Source organism: Oceanobacillus sp. B139/18 (assembly GCF_055524595.1).
This window is the reverse complement of the sequence record NZ_JBVFXI010000001.1, coordinates 819,880-835,839: the sequence shown is the minus strand read 5'-3', so window position 1 is coordinate 835,839 and position 15,960 is coordinate 819,880. Positions and strand designations below refer to the sequence as shown.

12 protein-coding genes are annotated in these 15,960 nt (G+C 41.9%); 2 read left to right on the top strand and 10 right to left on the bottom strand.

The genetic code is table 11. From position 1 onward, the window contains the following. The first annotated feature begins 33 nt into the window (after positions 1-33). The gene (locus tag ACZSMY_RS04005) at positions 34-528 is read left to right on the top strand and encodes a hypothetical protein (protein ID WP_256704740.1); all 495 of its coding nucleotides are present in this window, start codon (positions 34-36) and stop codon (positions 526-528) included. 227 nt (positions 529-755) lie between these two features. On the opposite strand, the gene glnA is transcribed toward ACZSMY_RS04005, so the two are convergent. From glnA to gltB, 7 genes are all read right to left on the bottom strand, one after another. Then, positions 756-2,093: a type I glutamate--ammonia ligase gene (gene glnA / locus ACZSMY_RS04000; protein ID WP_042534295.1), complete on the bottom strand. Its 1,338-nt coding sequence runs from the start codon at positions 2,091-2,093 to the stop codon at positions 756-758. An 86-nt stretch (positions 2,094-2,179) separates the two neighbouring features. Further along, positions 2,180-2,587: a MerR family transcriptional regulator gene (locus ACZSMY_RS03995; RefSeq protein ID WP_042534297.1), complete on the bottom strand. Its 408-nt coding sequence runs from the start codon at positions 2,585-2,587 to the stop codon at positions 2,180-2,182. A gap of 116 nt (positions 2,588-2,703) precedes the next feature. Then, positions 2,704-3,945, bottom strand: coding sequence for a methionine gamma-lyase family protein (locus ACZSMY_RS03990; protein WP_465147472.1), 1,242 nt, complete (start codon positions 3,943-3,945; stop codon positions 2,704-2,706). 3 nt (positions 3,946-3,948) lie between these two features. Beyond that, positions 3,949-5,190: a GTPase HflX gene (gene hflX, locus ACZSMY_RS03985; protein ID WP_212928154.1), complete on the bottom strand. Its 1,242-nt coding sequence runs from the start codon at positions 5,188-5,190 to the stop codon at positions 3,949-3,951. Between the two features lie 49 nt (positions 5,191-5,239). Next, complete coding sequence (gene spoVK, locus ACZSMY_RS03980; protein WP_042534302.1) at positions 5,240-6,151, bottom strand: stage V sporulation protein K; 912 nt, start codon at positions 6,149-6,151, stop codon at positions 5,240-5,242. Between the two features lie 191 nt (positions 6,152-6,342). Beyond that, on the bottom strand, positions 6,343-7,839 hold the full coding sequence (locus tag ACZSMY_RS03975) for a glutamate synthase subunit beta (RefSeq protein WP_465147471.1): 1,497 nt from the start codon (positions 7,837-7,839) through the stop codon (positions 6,343-6,345). Next, the gene (gene gltB, locus ACZSMY_RS03970; RefSeq protein WP_465147470.1) at positions 7,832-12,406 is read right to left on the bottom strand and encodes a glutamate synthase large subunit; all 4,575 of its coding nucleotides are present in this window, start codon (positions 12,404-12,406) and stop codon (positions 7,832-7,834) included. The genes ACZSMY_RS03975 and gltB overlap by 8 nt, the downstream gene beginning before the upstream one ends. A gap of 167 nt (positions 12,407-12,573) precedes the next feature. On the opposite strand from gltB, the gene ACZSMY_RS03965 reads away from it, so the two are divergent. Continuing rightward, positions 12,574-13,467 carry a LysR family transcriptional regulator gene (locus tag ACZSMY_RS03965; protein ID WP_042534308.1) on the top strand — a complete coding sequence of 298 codons (894 nt, stop codon included), beginning with the start codon at positions 12,574-12,576 and terminating at the stop codon, positions 13,465-13,467. Positions 13,468-13,576: 109 nt separating this feature from the next. Here ACZSMY_RS03965 and mtnN read toward each other — a convergent pair whose 3' ends face one another. From mtnN to greA, 3 genes are all read right to left on the bottom strand, one after another. Next, a complete protein-coding gene (gene mtnN / locus ACZSMY_RS03960) occupies positions 13,577-14,266 on the bottom strand; it encodes a 5'-methylthioadenosine/S-adenosylhomocysteine nucleosidase (protein WP_465147469.1) in 690 nt (229 codons plus the stop codon). 30 nt (positions 14,267-14,296) lie between these two features. Continuing rightward, positions 14,297-14,998 carry a YrrS family protein gene (locus ACZSMY_RS03955; protein WP_465147468.1) on the bottom strand — a complete coding sequence of 234 codons (702 nt, stop codon included), beginning with the start codon at positions 14,996-14,998 and terminating at the stop codon, positions 14,297-14,299. Positions 14,999-15,448: 450 nt separating this feature from the next. Beyond that, a complete protein-coding gene (greA, locus tag ACZSMY_RS03950) occupies positions 15,449-15,925 on the bottom strand; it encodes a transcription elongation factor GreA (RefSeq protein WP_042534313.1) in 477 nt (158 codons plus the stop codon). Positions 15,926-15,960 lie beyond the last annotated feature (35 nt).

Genomic DNA, 15,960 nt, shown 5'->3' with positions numbered 1-15,960 from the left:
ATAGCTATCTACTGACAGAAAGGTGTTTTAGTTATGAAAAATGCTAAAAAAATCACCTCCTTACTTGCAATATCTTGCATGCTTTGTATTATAGCCGGTCCGTTAGGTATTTGGATGGTATATCAAAAAGCAGCATTCCCAGGAGAATTATCAGCAAGTGGAATAGAAATAAATGAATCCTTCTCGCCGGCAGACAATCGTAAAACCACAGAAATTTGGGCCTACCCGGTTACAACCGACGTAAATGAAGTACACTGTGCTACAGAAAAAGATAGTAAAGAGGTTTCTTTGGATTCTAAAAATACGGAAGCCGCTTTTTCAGATACAGAGGTAACTCATCTTTTTACCAACGATAACGAGTACTCTCATTTTGACCGCATACAATGTCGGGGCGGCGGCTTAGAATCCATTTACATTTCCTCTCACTTCTCTGATCAGACGGCACATCGTTTTATTTTTGCTCTCTCTATAGCTACGCCTATTTTAACCGGATCTGGATTTATCTTATATCGCAGGAATCAAAAGTAAACAAATAAAGAAACGCAAGCAGGTTGAAGCACGAACTGCTTGCGTTTCTTTATTTACAAGAGCAATAAAAAACCATTCCATCATATTTTTTCGAATTATTCCACGCATCCAAAATCTGTCCCTTTCACCCAAAAAAAGGTACTGCCCTAGAACAAAAAGTCTATGCACAGTACCTAAACAGCTGTTATTTATTAATGTTTAAGAGATAGTAATTCTTTACGTCTGAATTAATAGTTCGTCAGATACTGCTCGCGCTCCCATGGGTGCACAGTTGTACGGAACATATCCCACTCAATATCTTTTGCTTCAATAAAGTGTTCAAATAAATGCTCTCCTAAAGATTCAACAAGCACTTCATCCTGCTCAAGCAAATCCATTGCTTCTTTTAAAGTAGACGGTAAATCTTTCACACCATTCTCTTCGCGCTCTGCTTTATTCATAACATAAATGTTGCGGTCGACAGATTCTGGCACGTCTAACTTTCTCTTAATGCCGTCTAAGCCAGAAGCTAATAGTACGGATAATGCCATATACGGGTTAGCAGCCGGGTCAACACTTCGTACTTCTACACGAGTACTTAAACCGCGTGAGCTCGGGATACGGACAAGCGGGCTGCGGTTAGATGCAGACCATGCCACGTAACAAGGCGCTTCGTATCCGGGTACAAGACGCTTATAAGAGTTGACTGTAGGATTTGTTATCGCTGTAAAGTTTGTCGCATGATCAATAATGCCGGCGATAAACTGATAAGCTGTCTGACTTAGTTCTAACTCACCTTTTGTATCGTAAAATTTATTTTCTTTTCCTGAGAAAAGGGACATATTTACATGCATTCCTGATCCATTCACTCCAAATAATGGTTTCGGCATAAATGTAGCGTGTAAATTATGCTTTCTGGCAATGGTTTTTACTACCAGCTTGAAGGTTTGAATATCGTCTGCATGCTTCACTGCATCCGAATATTTAAAATCAATTTCATGCTGCCCAGGGGCAACCTCATGGTGAGATGCTTCAATTTCAAAGCCCATTTCTTCCAGCTCTAATACAATATCACGTCGGCAGTTTTCACCCAGGTCTGTCGGCGCTAAGTCAAAATAACCGCCGTGGTCATTCAATTCCAGTGTAGGTTCTCTGTTTTCATCCAATTTGAATAAGAAGAACTCCGGCTCCGCACCAATATTAAATGCATCAAATCCTAATTCCTCCATTTTTTTCAGGTTGCGTTTCAGGTTATAACGCGGGCAGCCTGCAAAAGGAGTACCATCCGGATTATAGATATCACAGATAAAACGCGCCACTTTTCCTTTTTCAGAAGTCCAAGGGAATACAATGAATGTATCCAAATCAGGATGCAAGAGCATATCTGATTCTTCAATACGGACAAACCCTTCGATGCTGGACCCGTCAAAAGCCATTTTATTATCTAATGCTTTGTCAAGCTGGCTTAAAGGGATTTCAACGTTTTTAATGGTTCCGAGCATATCTGTAAACTGCAGGCGGATAAAACGTACATTCTCCTCTTTAATCTGTGTAATAATTTCTTCTCTGGTTAATTTCTTAGCCATTTGTTCTCCTCCTAAAAATTCATTTAAGTATGAAAAGAAAACCTCCACTACACTGTCTTTGCAGCGAAAACTCTTTTAACCTGATGTTAATGCTTTATAAAAAAGCGTGCCAGTTCTCCTTGCCTCATACTGGCTTTTCCGTATCTTCCCGCTTCGTTTAATTCATTTTTCAAGATTCCTCTAAGCTCTTTATCCGTTAAATTAGCCGGTGTTTTTTTCTCTTTCTTCGGAGCTTCTTCCGGAGTTTCTTTGTTTTCTTCATCCAGCAGAAGCTTGATGCCGGCCATATTTAATCCTTTGTCTAAGAGATCCTTGATTTGAAGCAGCCTGTCTACATCGTTAAATGAAAATAGACGCTGATTTCCTTTTGTCCGCTCGGGAGCAATTAAATCATTTGCTTCATAGTAACGAATTTGTCTCGCGGTCAGTTCGGTTAATTTCATAACTATTCCTATTGAGAATAAGGGCATTGAACGACGATCTTGATCATTCAAAAGATGACCCCCTTCTTTATATGATACATTCAGTATAATGGATGTCAGTTTTAATGTCAATGAAATGTTAGGTTATTTGACATATAAATTATTCGATACTTATTTTTACCCTCACACTAAGAAATAAAACCTTGATTTTTTAATGTTTTTACTGCTTCGATAATGGAAATTTTTACATGCGTATAGGTTAAACCGCCCTGAACATAAGCTGTATATGGAGCACGGATAGGCCCGTCCGCAGACAGCTCGATGCTCGCCCCTTGTATAAACGTTCCTGCTGCCATAATCACTTCATCTTCATATCCCGGCATTTCACTCGGATAAGGTGTTACATAAGAATTAATAGGAGAGTTCTCTTGAATCGCCTGACAAAAAGCAATCATTTCCTCCGCTGTATGAAAAGTAACTGTTTGTATCAGGTCTGTTCTTTTTTCGTGATAGGACGGGGCTGTGCGGAACCCGGCCAGCTCCAGAAAACGCGCTGTGAACAAGGCGCCCTTTAAGGCTTCCCCTACAGTATGCGGCGCCATGAAGAAACCCTGATACATTTCCTGAAGCATACCAAGAGAAGCTCCTGTTTCCTTGCCCAGACCAGGAGCTGTCAGACGGTTTGCACACAAATGGATCAGGTCTTGACGGCCTGCAATATATCCTCCTGCCCGGACTAATCCGCCGCCAGGGTTTTTAATGAGTGAACCGGCAATCAAGTCGGCACCGACATGCAGCGGTTCTTTTGTTTCTGTAAATTCCCCATAGCAATTATCAACAAATACGATAACAGATGGATCAATGGCTTTCACAAAATCCACCATTTCTTTTATTTCACTAATCGTGAAGGAAGGTCTGGCATCATAACCTTTTGAACGCTGGATAGCAATTACTTTCGTCTGCTTTGTCCAGCTGCTTTTTATCGCTTCAAAGTCAATTTCTCCTGTTTCTTTTAAGGCAACCTCACGATAACCGATTTGAAAATCAGCCAGCGATCCTTCTTCTTTGCCGGGCTTCCCGATTACTTCTTCCAACGTATCATATGGATGCCCCGTAATATAAACAAGCTCATCCTGCGGGCGGAGCATACCGAATAAAGCTGTTGTAATAGCATGTGTGCCCGAAACAATCTGCGGACGCACAACGGCATCCTCTCCGCCGAAAACCTGCGCATATACTGCTTCTAAGCCTTCCCGGCCTAAATCATCGTACCCATAGCCTGTCGTCCCTTGCAGGTGTGCGTCACTAATCCGATGATTTCGGAAGGCCTCCAGAACACGTCTTTGATTTTTCTCTACAATTTCTTGTATATACTGGTGACCTTCTAAACAATCTTTTTCTGCTTCTATCATAAGTGATTCTGCTTGCATCGTTTACTTCTCCTCTACAAATCGGTGAAATGGATGATTTTTTCTGACATAGCCCTGCACATGAAATTGGTTCGTTTCCTCCAGCAGTTCTTTTTTGACAACTAACGCTGCTGATTGAAGCTGGTACAACAAATCTCCTTCACTTGAATCTAACACAATGTCAAATAAATCCCATTCTTCTTTTAATACTTCTTCCATTTTGATTAATAATGCATGTAAGTCTTCTTCCTCTAACGCACTGATTTGAATATTAGGGAATTGGTTTGCCAAAAAGAAATCGGCTTCCAGCTGATCCTTTTTATTATACACGGTCAGTACCGGGATATGGCCGGCGTCTAATTCCTGCAAAAGCTTGCGAACGGTTTCCTGCTGCTGTAATAAATCAGGATCTGAGATATCGACCACATGCAGAAGAAAATCTGCTTCTGTCACTTCCTCCAGTGTTGATTTAAATGCAGCAATCAGGGCCGTCGGGAGATCCTGGATAAACCCGACTGTATCTGTTATTAAGCTTTTCAAACCGCTGGGGAATTGAATACGGCGTGTGAGCGGATCCAGCGTCGCAAATAGTTGGTCCTCTTCTAATGAATGACTATTTGTCAATCTGTTAAATATCGTCGATTTCCCTGCATTCGTATAACCGACAATCGCTATTTGGAAAACATCATTTGACCGTCTGCGCTTCCGATATTGGTCACGCTGCTTCACAACCAGCTGTAAGCGGCGTTTGATATCATAGATTCTTCTTTCGATATGCCGGCGGTCTGTCTCCAATTTTGTTTCCCCCGGACCTCTTGTCCCGATTCCGCCGCCAAGTCTGGATAAATTAGCACCTTGTCCATGCAAACGGGGAAGCAAATACTCCAACTGAGCCAGCTCGACCTGGAGCTTTCCTTCCTTCGTTTGCGCGCGCATCGCAAAAATATCCAATATCAATTGACTTCGATCAAGGACACGAACATCCAGTGTATCGGCTAAATTGCGAACCTGGCCAGCCGATAACTCATTATTAGCTACTACCAAATCAATTCCCTCTGCGCGAACGATTTGAGCTACTTCCTGAAGCTTTCCTTCTCCGATATAGGTAGCCGGATGGATACGTTCCCGATTTTGTGTGATAACGTCCTGAACCTGCCCTCCTGCAGTTTTACATAGAGAAACAAGCTCATCTAAAGAAGACTCGAATTGACGTTCAGATCTTTCAGATTGGTTAACCGCAATTACTAATACATTTTCTACTGTCATAGCCTACCTCTTTCTTAAAATAGTTCTTATACTATCATACCCATTATTTCTATTCTAGCAACAAATCCTGGTCTGTTAAAACAATTAAATCTCTGGATACCATTTTGTCAGAGTTAAGCAGCCGGACCGCTTGCAGCCGGATTGCTTTTTCAATTACATTCCGCACATATCTCGCATTCGAAAAATTATAGTTATCTTCCCGCAATTTTTTGGCCAAATGATTGCGAAACTTCCATTCCGCCTGTTTTGATAATTGATACTGTCTTTCGCTCAGCATACGGTTTCCTATATTTAATAATTCATCCACAGAGTAATCATCAAAATCTAAAATAAATGGAAATCGGGATTCGAGGCCGGGATTCATCGAAAGAAAACGATCCATTTCGCGCGGATAACCAGCAAGGATAAGCACCATATCTTCCCGTCCGTCTTCCATATGTTTTACAAGCAGATCAATCGCCTCTTTACCAAAATCTTTTTCTCCGCCCCGAGATAAAGAATAAGCTTCATCAATAAACAGAATACCGCCCATCGCCTTCTGGATAACCGCTCTTGTTTTCTGCGCTGTCTGGCCGATATATTCTCCGACTAAATCGGCACGCTCTGCCTCTATAAAATGTCCTTTCGAAAGGATATTCATATCATGATAAAGCTTTGCTAATTTTCGGGCTACCGTTGTCTTTCCCGTTCCCGGATTCCCCTTAAACAGCATATGAAGAACCTGTTTCGAACTTTTTAACCCTTCTTCCTTTCTCTTTTCATTGATAAGAATACTCGCATAAATCTCTTTAATGGACGTTTTTAAGTCATTTAATCCGACAAACGACGCAAATTCTTTATCGACGATTTCAAGCGGCGAATGCTTTTGTTTTTTTACACGGAGATTCGCGCTGGATTGCGGTGTATTCTCACTTAATATAATATTAATACGGCCATTTTTATACCCTTCTGCCTGTGCCAATTCTCCATCACCCCTTATTCCCTAACAATATACGCAAATACCTAAAAAGAGGTGACAGATGCCTATAAAGATTCGCCATAGGCTTATCAAAGCATAATGCTTTTACCTTCATTAAAAAAAGTATATTCATACAACAAGCGAGCTACCCATCTATGCTTAGACAGGCAACTCGCTTATTTATCACGTTGCTATTACATATTCGCAACAGTCGGCAAGGAAGTGGTTCCCATTAAATATTCATCAACCTGGTAAGCCGCTTCTCTCCCTTCATTAATTGCCCAGACAATTAAGCTCTGACCGCGGCGGGCATCTCCTGCTGTAAATACATTTTCTTCTGTTGTTAAAAACTTTCCATAAGCTGCAAGCACGCGGTTTCGCATCGTTTTCACCTCAAATGCTTTGACAGCTGTTTCCTCAGCACCTTCAAAACCGATAGCAATTAACACAAGCTGTGCCGGCCACACTTTTTCAGTTCCCGGTATTTCCTCAAAAAAGAAGACACCATTTTCATCCTGTTTTTTCTCCATTTGAATCGTATGCAGCTCTTTTAAATTCCCCTGCGCATCTGTTACAAATTTTTGTGTCTGGATAGAATATTCACGAATATCCTTCCTGAATTTTTCTTTCGCTTCCTTATGCGCATATTCCAGACTGAATACCTGCGGATAAGCCGGCCATTGGTTGGAGTCAGCGCGCCTTACCGGCAGCTGCGGATGCTTTCCGAATTGGACAATGCTTTTAGCTCCCTGACGAAGTGCTGTGGCGATGCAATCCGCGCCAGTATCTCCGCCGCCGATAACAATCACATCTTTTCCTTCTGCATTTAACTCCTCTTCCAACTCGATGTCTGCATCAAGCAGCTTTTTCGTTGAACGCGTCAAGTAATCCATCGCAAAACGGACTCCCTTTCCATCTCTTCCTTCTAAAGGCAGATCACGATGCTTCTGGGCACCAGTACAAATAATCACCGAATCAAAGCTTGCTTTCATATCCTCGGCTGAAATATCCTTTCCTACCTCGGTGTTCAATACAAAATGAATCCCTTCCTGCCGTAGCAATTGAATACGCCGTTCAACGACTCCCTTATCCAGCTTCATGTTTGGAATACCATAGATCAATAATCCGCCGGCACGGTCTGCACGTTCGTAAATAGTTACTTCATGCCCCGCCTGGTTTAATTGATCTGCTGCCGCTAATCCAGCCGGCCCCGAACCAATCACAGCGATTTTTTTGCCAGTACGCACTTCTGGAATTCGCGGTTCAATCCAGCCTTCTTCAAAGCCTTTATCAATAATTTTCTGCTCAATATTCTTGATCGATACAGCCGGGTCATTAATTGCTACGGTACAAGAACCTTCACATGGGGCAGGACAAACTCTTCCAGTGAATTCAGGAAAATTATTAGTTTTCATTAACCTGTCTAGCGCTTCTCTCCATCTGCCTTTATAAACAAGGTCATTCCACTCCGGAATCAGATTATAGACAGGGCAGCCTGAGGCTGCCCCCTCGATTTCCATGCCGATATGACAAAACGGAATACTGCAATCCATGCAGCGCGCACCCTGCTGGCTTGCTGCATCATCAGAGAAGGTGCCAGCGTACTCTTTCCAGTCTTTTATTCTTTCAAGCGGGTCACGCTCCGTTGCTTTTTTTCTTTTGATTTCCATAAATCCAGTTGCTTTACCCATTTACTCTGGCCCCTTTCTCTTCCTTCATCAAGGATTCCTCATCTAACTTTACGGTCATTTCGTTATTTTTCTTTGCCATAAACGCTTCATAACGCGCATCTTCTGTACCTAAGCCCTGTTCTTTAAACCATTCAATCTGCTGAAGCATTAATTTATAGTCTGTCGGGATTACTTTGACAAATTTCTTCACTTCTTCCTTCCAGTGCTTTAAGATAAATGCTGCTTTCTCACTGTTGGTATAATCTAAATGGTTGATAATCAAATCTTTTACTTCTTCCTGCTCTTCCAAATCTGTTATTTCTTCAAATTGAATCAGCGCCGCATTCGTTAAAGCACGGAAGGCAGGAACATCATCCGGTCTTACATAAGCAATTCCGCCAGACATTCCGGCTGCAAAGTTTTTACCGACATTGCCAAGGATAACAACTCTGCCGCCTGTCATATACTCGCAGCCATGATCTCCGACGCCTTCTACAACAATTTTTGCACCGCTGTTTCTGACTGCAAAACGCTCGCCTGCATAGCCATGAATATATGCTTCTCCGCTTGTCGCACCATAGAAGGAAACATTTCCAGCGATGACATTATGGCTGGCGTCAATGGTTGTAACTTCTGGCGCACGCACAATCACTTTCCCTCCTGAAAGCCCTTTGCCTACATAGTCATTGGCATCCCCACTTACTGTCATGGTCATACCTGAAGGGATAAAAGCACCAAAGCTTTGCCCGGCTGAACCGGTAAAATGTAAATTGATTGTATCCTCCGGCAGGCCTTCTTCTCCATATTTAGCCGTTATTTCACTGCCGACAATCGTGCCTGCCACACGATCTGTATTTTTTATAGAGAAGCTTGCTTCCATTGCTTCGCCTGTTTTTAATGATTCTTGAACAGCAGGCAGGATTTCTTTTATGTCTAAGGATCGATCTAATTTATGATCCTGCTGCGTGGTGTTTCTTTTGGTTCCTTCCACCTGATAAACAAGTGTTGATAAATCGAGATGCTTCGCTTTCCAATGTGCGTCAGCACGCGCTGACCTTTCCAAATATTCTGTCCGCCCAATCATCTCATCCATTGTCCGGAAGCCAAGATCTGCCATAAATTCCCTGACCTCTTCCGCAATAAACCGCATATAGTTCACAACATGGTCCGGGTCTCCGGCAAACTTTTTACGAAGCTCTGGATTTTGGGTAGCGACACCGACTGGACAGGTATCCTTGTGACAGACACGCATCATCACGCAGCCGACAACAACGAGCGGTGCTGTAGCAAACCCATATTCCTCTGCTCCCAGCAAGGCTGCTGTTACCACGTCTTTTCCAGTTAACAGCTTGCCGTCCGTTTCTAAAATAACACGGTCTCTCAGTCCGTTTAGCATTAATGTCTGATGCGCTTCCGCCAGACCCAATTCCCACGGCAGACCTGTATGCTTAATACTTGTTTTTGGCGAAGCCCCTGTTCCTCCATCATAACCGACGACAGAGATAACGTCCGCATTCCCTTTAGCCACACCGGCAGCAATCGTTCCGACACCTGATTTAGCAACAAGCTTAACACTCACTCTTGCGTTGCGATTCGCATTTTTTAAATCATGGATCAACTGCGCCAAATCTTCAATGGAGTAGATATCGTGATGCGGAGGCGGAGAAATTAAATCGACTCCAGGTGTGGACCTGCGCACATCAGCAACCCATGGATATACTTTTTCCGCCGGCAGCTGACCGCCTTCTCCAGGCTTCGCTCCCTGCGCAACTTTTATTTGCAGTTCTTTCGCATTTATCAAATAATTACTGGTCACTCCAAAGCGGCCGGATGCTACCTGCTTAATTGTGCTGGATCGTAAATCCCCATTCGCATCCGGGGTGAAGCGTGCTGTATCCTCGCCGCCTTCTCCGCTGTTGCTTTTACCGCCGAGGCGATTCATGGCAATCGCCAATGTCTCATGTGCCTCTTTACTAATAGATCCGAACGACATCGCTCCTGTTTTAAATCGTTTTACAATCGTGTCCACAGATTCTACCTCATCGATAGAAATCGAGTTTGTCTTTTTAAAGTCAAATAGATTTCGTAAAAAGCCGATACGCGCTTCATTTGATTCTTTAGAAAATTGCTTGAACAGCTTATAGTCCCCGCGCCGGCAGGACCATTGCAGCTTATAAATCGTTGACGGATTAAATGCGTGATGTTCACCTGTTTTTCGCCATTGAAACTCACTTCCTGAATCCAGAAGCTGATCAAATGCTTCCTGGTACCCTTCCTGATGACGTTTTTCTGTTTCAAGCTGAATCACACCCAAATCAATTCCGTCTATTTGCGAAGCCGTTCCGGTAAAATAATCTTCAATGACCTGCTTGCTGATGCCGACCGCCTCAAAAATCTGAGCACCGCGATAGCTCTGTACAGTTGAAATTCCGATTTTAGACATTACTTTGATAATGCCTTCTGTCGCCACGGCAATATATTTTGCCTGTGCTTCTTTTGGATTTAATGCTAATTTACCCGTATCAAATGCCTGATGGTAGGTTTGATACACGAGATATGGGTAAATCGCATCGACTCCATAACCAAGCATGGCTGCAAAATGATGCACCTCACGCGCTTCCCCTGACTGGATAAGAATACTCGCTTTTGTACGGATACCCTCACGAATTAAAAATTGATGCAGCCCGCTGACTGCAAGCAGTGCCGGGATTGCTTTCTGCATTTGATTCATTTCTGTATCCCGCAACACCAATATATTTTTCCCTTTATAGATTGCTGCTTTCGCCTGCTCAAACACTTGTTTCAGCGCAGCTTCCAAATCATCTGTAAATAATGCTTCAATGACTTCCGCTTTTAAACCGTCTATTTCGTTATTTTCAATTTTTTTCATCTGCACATTCGATAAAATTGGTGAATCCAGACGGATTCGTCTTTTCTTTTCAGTTTCCGGGTGAAGCATATCCCCCTCGCTTCCAAGCCAGGTCAGCATGGATGTCACTAACTGCTCCCGATAAGCATCAATCGGCGGATTTGTCACTTGAGCAAAGAGCTGTTTAAAATAATTGAACAGGCTTTGCGGACGTTCGGATAGAACAGCTAACGGAGCATCATTCCCCATTGCACCGATCGGGTCCTTTCCATCCTGTACAAGCGGAATCAAATACTTTTCAATATCCTCCATCGTATAACCGAATGCTTTCTGTTTATGATACAATTGCGGATCCATTTCCGTGCTTTCATCAACTTCTGGAGCTAAGACGGCGGTTTGCTCCTTTACCCAATCTTGATAGGGGTATTCTGTTGTAATAGCAGATTTTATCTCTTCATCGGAAATAATTCTTCCTTTCTCGATATCTATTAACAGCATTTTCCCCGGACTTAATCGTTCCTTTAATAAAACATTGCTTTCCTCTACGTCAACGACACCTACTTCAGAGGAATAGATAATGTAATCATCCTTCGTCACATAATACCTTGCCGGACGCAGCCCATTTCGATCTAATATTGCTCCGATTTGCTTTCCATTCGTAAAGGTAATTGATGTCGGCCCATCCCAAGGCTCCATCATCAGACTGTGATATTGATAAAAAGCACGTCTTTCCTGATTCATATGGCTATTCTTATCCCATGGTTCTGGTATCAGCATCATCGCCGCATGAGCAGGCTCTCTTCCTGCAAGTGTTAAAAATTCCAGTGCATTATCTAATGTTGCTGAATCACTTCCGTCACTGCGGATAATGGGAAGCAGCTTTTCTAAATCATCGCCAAATGCATCAGAAACAAATTGTTTTTCTCTCGCCCGCATCCAATTGACATTTCCACGTAATGTATTAATTTCGCCATTATGGATTAAATAGCGGTTCGGATGCGCCCGTTCCCAGGATGGAAATGTGTTTGTGCTGAATCGGGAATGAACGAGTGAAAAAGCTGAAACAAAATCCGTTTCCTGTAAATCTAAATAAAATCCATTTACCTGCTCTGGAGTCAGCAAGCCTTTATATACAATGGTTCTGGCAGAAAGACTCGGAACATAGAAGCGAATATTCTTTTCCTCAGCCCAATGCTCTGCTTGCTTACGAATCACATACAGCTTTCTTTCAAAAGCCATTTCGTCTGCCGCCATAGTCGACCGAATAAATACCTGCTTAACTTCCGGGAGCGTTTCTACTGCACCTTTACCGATACAAGCAGTGTCTACAGGCACATCTCTCCATCCAATCAACTGCTGTCTCTCCCCCGCAATCAGCTGATTGACTTGGTTTATGACTGCTGTTTGCTCTTGTTTATCTTGAGAAAGAAAGATCATACCAACAGCATATTCTCCTGCAGACGGCAGTTGAAATTCCGGGCAGACTCTTCTGAAATATTGATCGGGAATCTGCACCATTAAACCAGAACCGTCGCCCGTCATCGGATCACTTCCCTGTCCGCCGCGGTGCTCCAGCTTACAAAGCATATCCAGCCCTTTTGTAACTGTGTCATGCGTCTGCTTCCCTTTAATATGTGCATATAAGCCAATGCCGCAAGCATCATGCTCAAAATCCGGTTGATATAGACCTTGTGCTTTTGGCAAATCTTGAAATATCATCTTTGTTCCTCCATTCCGTATCCATTAATATCTGTTTCATTCAGCGGGATGCTCTTTTCATCTCACACTGCAATAAAAGTGGGTAAAATATATTTTATGTTTTTTTATTTATCGAAACAATATATAATAAACATAGGAATAATCTAATTTTGATATGAGGTGGAAATATGGAACTGCGCCAATTAAGATATTTTGTTGCTGTAGCAGAAAGAGAACATGTATCAGAGGCTGCCTTCGAACTGCATGTTGCCCAATCTGCAGTCAGCCGGCAAATTTCAAATTTAGAAAGTGAATTAGGGGTTCAGCTTTTTGAAAGAGCTGGGAGAAATGTACATTTAACACCTATTGGAAAAATATTTTTAACTCATATAAAATCCGCTTTAAGGGGAGTGGATTATGCTAAGAAACAGGTCGATGAATACTTAGACCCGGAAGGCGGTTCAATAAAAATCGGCTTTCCGACAAGCTTAGCCAGTAATCTCTTGCCGACCGTTTTATCCGCATTTAAGAAAAGCTATCCTAATATCCGTTTTCAATTAAGACAGGGATCTTATAATTTTCTAATTGAATCTGTCCGGAATAGAGAAATTGATTTAGCATTCCTTGGCCCTGTTCCCGATAATCAGCCGGACATCATTGGCAAGGTTCTATTTATGGAAAATTTTTATGCTCTTATTCCTAGTTCTCACGCTAAATCAAACGAAGAAAAAATTTCTGTCGCAGAGTTAGAAGCGGAGAATTTTGTATTGTTTCCTGAGGGGTATGTGCTTCATCAGCTAGTTATTGATGCTTGTATCCGTTCCGGGTTTACACCGAATATTCAATCCCAAGGAGAGGACTTAGATGCCATTAAAGGATTAGTTGCGGCCGGGATGGGGATTACGTTACTTCCTGAAAGTGCCTTTAATGATTTAAATACCGCTTATAGCGCCAAGGTAGCTATTGATAATCCGCCTCTCAAGCGGGCAGTCGGTATTATCATTCCGAAAAACCGTAACCTGGCTCCATCTGAACGAGTTTTTTATAATTTTATTCAGGATTATTTTGATGTTGGGGAGTAAAAGGATATCCGTCCAGGTCTTCAAGGATGATATTTCACAAAGAAATACCAATGCATTAAAAAACTCGTATTCGCTCATTAGCAAATACGAGTTTTTCTAACTAAACAACTTATAATTCACGAACCATTTTTATAATCACATCCGCTGCATTTTTTGCTGCTTTTTCTAAAAATGCATCAAATGAAACCGATGATTTCTTTCCGGCAATATCTGATAATGCTCGAATAATGACAAATGGTGTTTGATATTGATAGCATACCTGCGCAATTGCAGCAGCTTCCATTTCTAAAGCAAGCATTTCAGGAAAACGTCCACGGACAACAGCTGTCTGATCCTCACGCTGCATAAATGAATCACCAGTTGCAATAATACCTGTTTCTGCCTGAATACTTGATTCTAATACTACCTTACCTGCCAAATCTATCAAATCAGGCGAAGCTGTATAGACTGCAGGCATCCCCGGAACTTGTCCATAGACATAATTAAATGCTGTCGCATCCACATCATGATGCAATACCTCGGTGGAAATAACAACATCTCCAACCTCCAGGTTTTCAGCAAAACCTCCTGCAGACCCAGTATTAATAATTTTATCCGGATTAAACCGTTCATGTAAGATGGTTGCAGACATGGCTGCATTTACTTTCCCGATACCGGATAGCATGAGGACAACTTTTTTCCCTTCCAGGTAACCTTGATAAAAATGAGTCTTTGCTATTTCAATTTCTCGTACATCAGTCATGCTTTGTTTCAGTAATTCAATTTCTTCATCCATTGCTCCAATAATTCCGATAGTCATTCTAATCCTCCATTATTGTCCCGCGTCAATTTAATTCAATTCTTCTACCTGAGTCGGCTGCCAGCCTTCACCGTCAACCCAGTTTAGGAATACACGATAATTCTCTGAATTGCTTGAATCTGAAACGGTAGCAATTACTTTGTCAGGTCCATTATTTCCAACCCAGTGCTCTATCATACCATCTTCACTTAAACCAGTAACTTTAGAGACTGCTCTCTTAATTTCAACACGGTCTGAAGATCCATCACTAAAATCTGTATTATGGTCGCCTTCCTGTTCTGTACCGATCGGATCCCAGTCACCGGTATAGGCCTCCGCAACGTCATCACCGGAAGGTTCTGCAGACTCTCTGTCTTCGTAGGAATTATCTTCTTCATTTTCTTCCTCATTGGCTGCATCTTCATCAGCATCCTCGTCTTCATCTGCATTGTCTTCTTCTCGATTTGCGTCCTCATTGTCAGATTCATTGTTATTTTCTTCATCTTCATTAGAATCCGGATCGGTTATTAAGAAGCCATTATCATCTTCTCCGCCGGCCTCCCCATTATCTTCCTCTGACGTATTTTCGGATGCATCCGATTCAGTACCTTCCTCCGTTGTATCATCTCCGCCGCCAAACACCCATATCGCAAGAAAAATAACTAAGACGATTCCTGCAGCAATAGATAGAATGGTAATTGCGTTTGTATTTTTTCTTCTTTTTTCAAATTTGTTTGATCTTGTCTGACTCACCAGAGATTCCCCCTCGCTACACTATTTACTTTATACTATCCTATCGAATCCAGCGATTTTTGTCTATTCTATTTTAGCACAAAATTACTGTTTATTTCTTGTTTAAACTTAAAGGATTAAGAGAATGTGATGAAGATAGACACCTTATTTAAATCCTTAAAAATTCGGGTATGTAATACTATTCGTACATATTGTTTGGTTTTTAACGTTTTAATTAGAAAACTATTGCGGTTCCTGTTTTACAACATCGCCGCATTAATACAGCAAACAGGTTTATATTTTCAAACAATATAGAAATATATAGAAGTACGAAAACTTACAGTTGTGTTTAACTGTAAGTTTTCGTACTTCAAAAATATACGTTTGGATAACCTTTCTACTGGTCAAAGATAATACCTTTTTCTCAGCAGCTTCAATGAGATAAAAGTTTACGCAAACGCTTTCCAATTTTTATTCAACATTGGTTATGCGGACTTCAATGTCTCCAGCTGGTGTAGCTACGGAAACTTCCTGTCCAATTTCTTGTCCTAACAGGCTTTTTGCCATTGGAGAATCATTGGAAATTTTCCCTTCAAAGGGATCAGCTTCTGCACTGCCGACGATAGTATATGTTTCTTCATCCCCATCAGGTAATTCCACAAATGTAACTGATTTTCCCATTCCGACTACATTAGGATCTTCATTATCATTCTCAATAATTACGGCATTGCGAATCATGTTTTCTACCTGGGTAATACGCTGTTCCACAAACGCCTGCTCATCTTTTGCCGCATCGTACTCCGAGTTCTCGGACAAATCTCCGAAATCACGAGCTACTTTTATTCTTTCAACGACCTCTTGGCGACGGTCCGTTTTTAAATAATGCAATTCTTCCTCTAACTTGTCTTTCCCTTCTTGTGTCATGTAAAAGCTTTTTTCTGCAGCCATCTTCTAAACACTCCTTCTAATTTCTTTTCTATCTG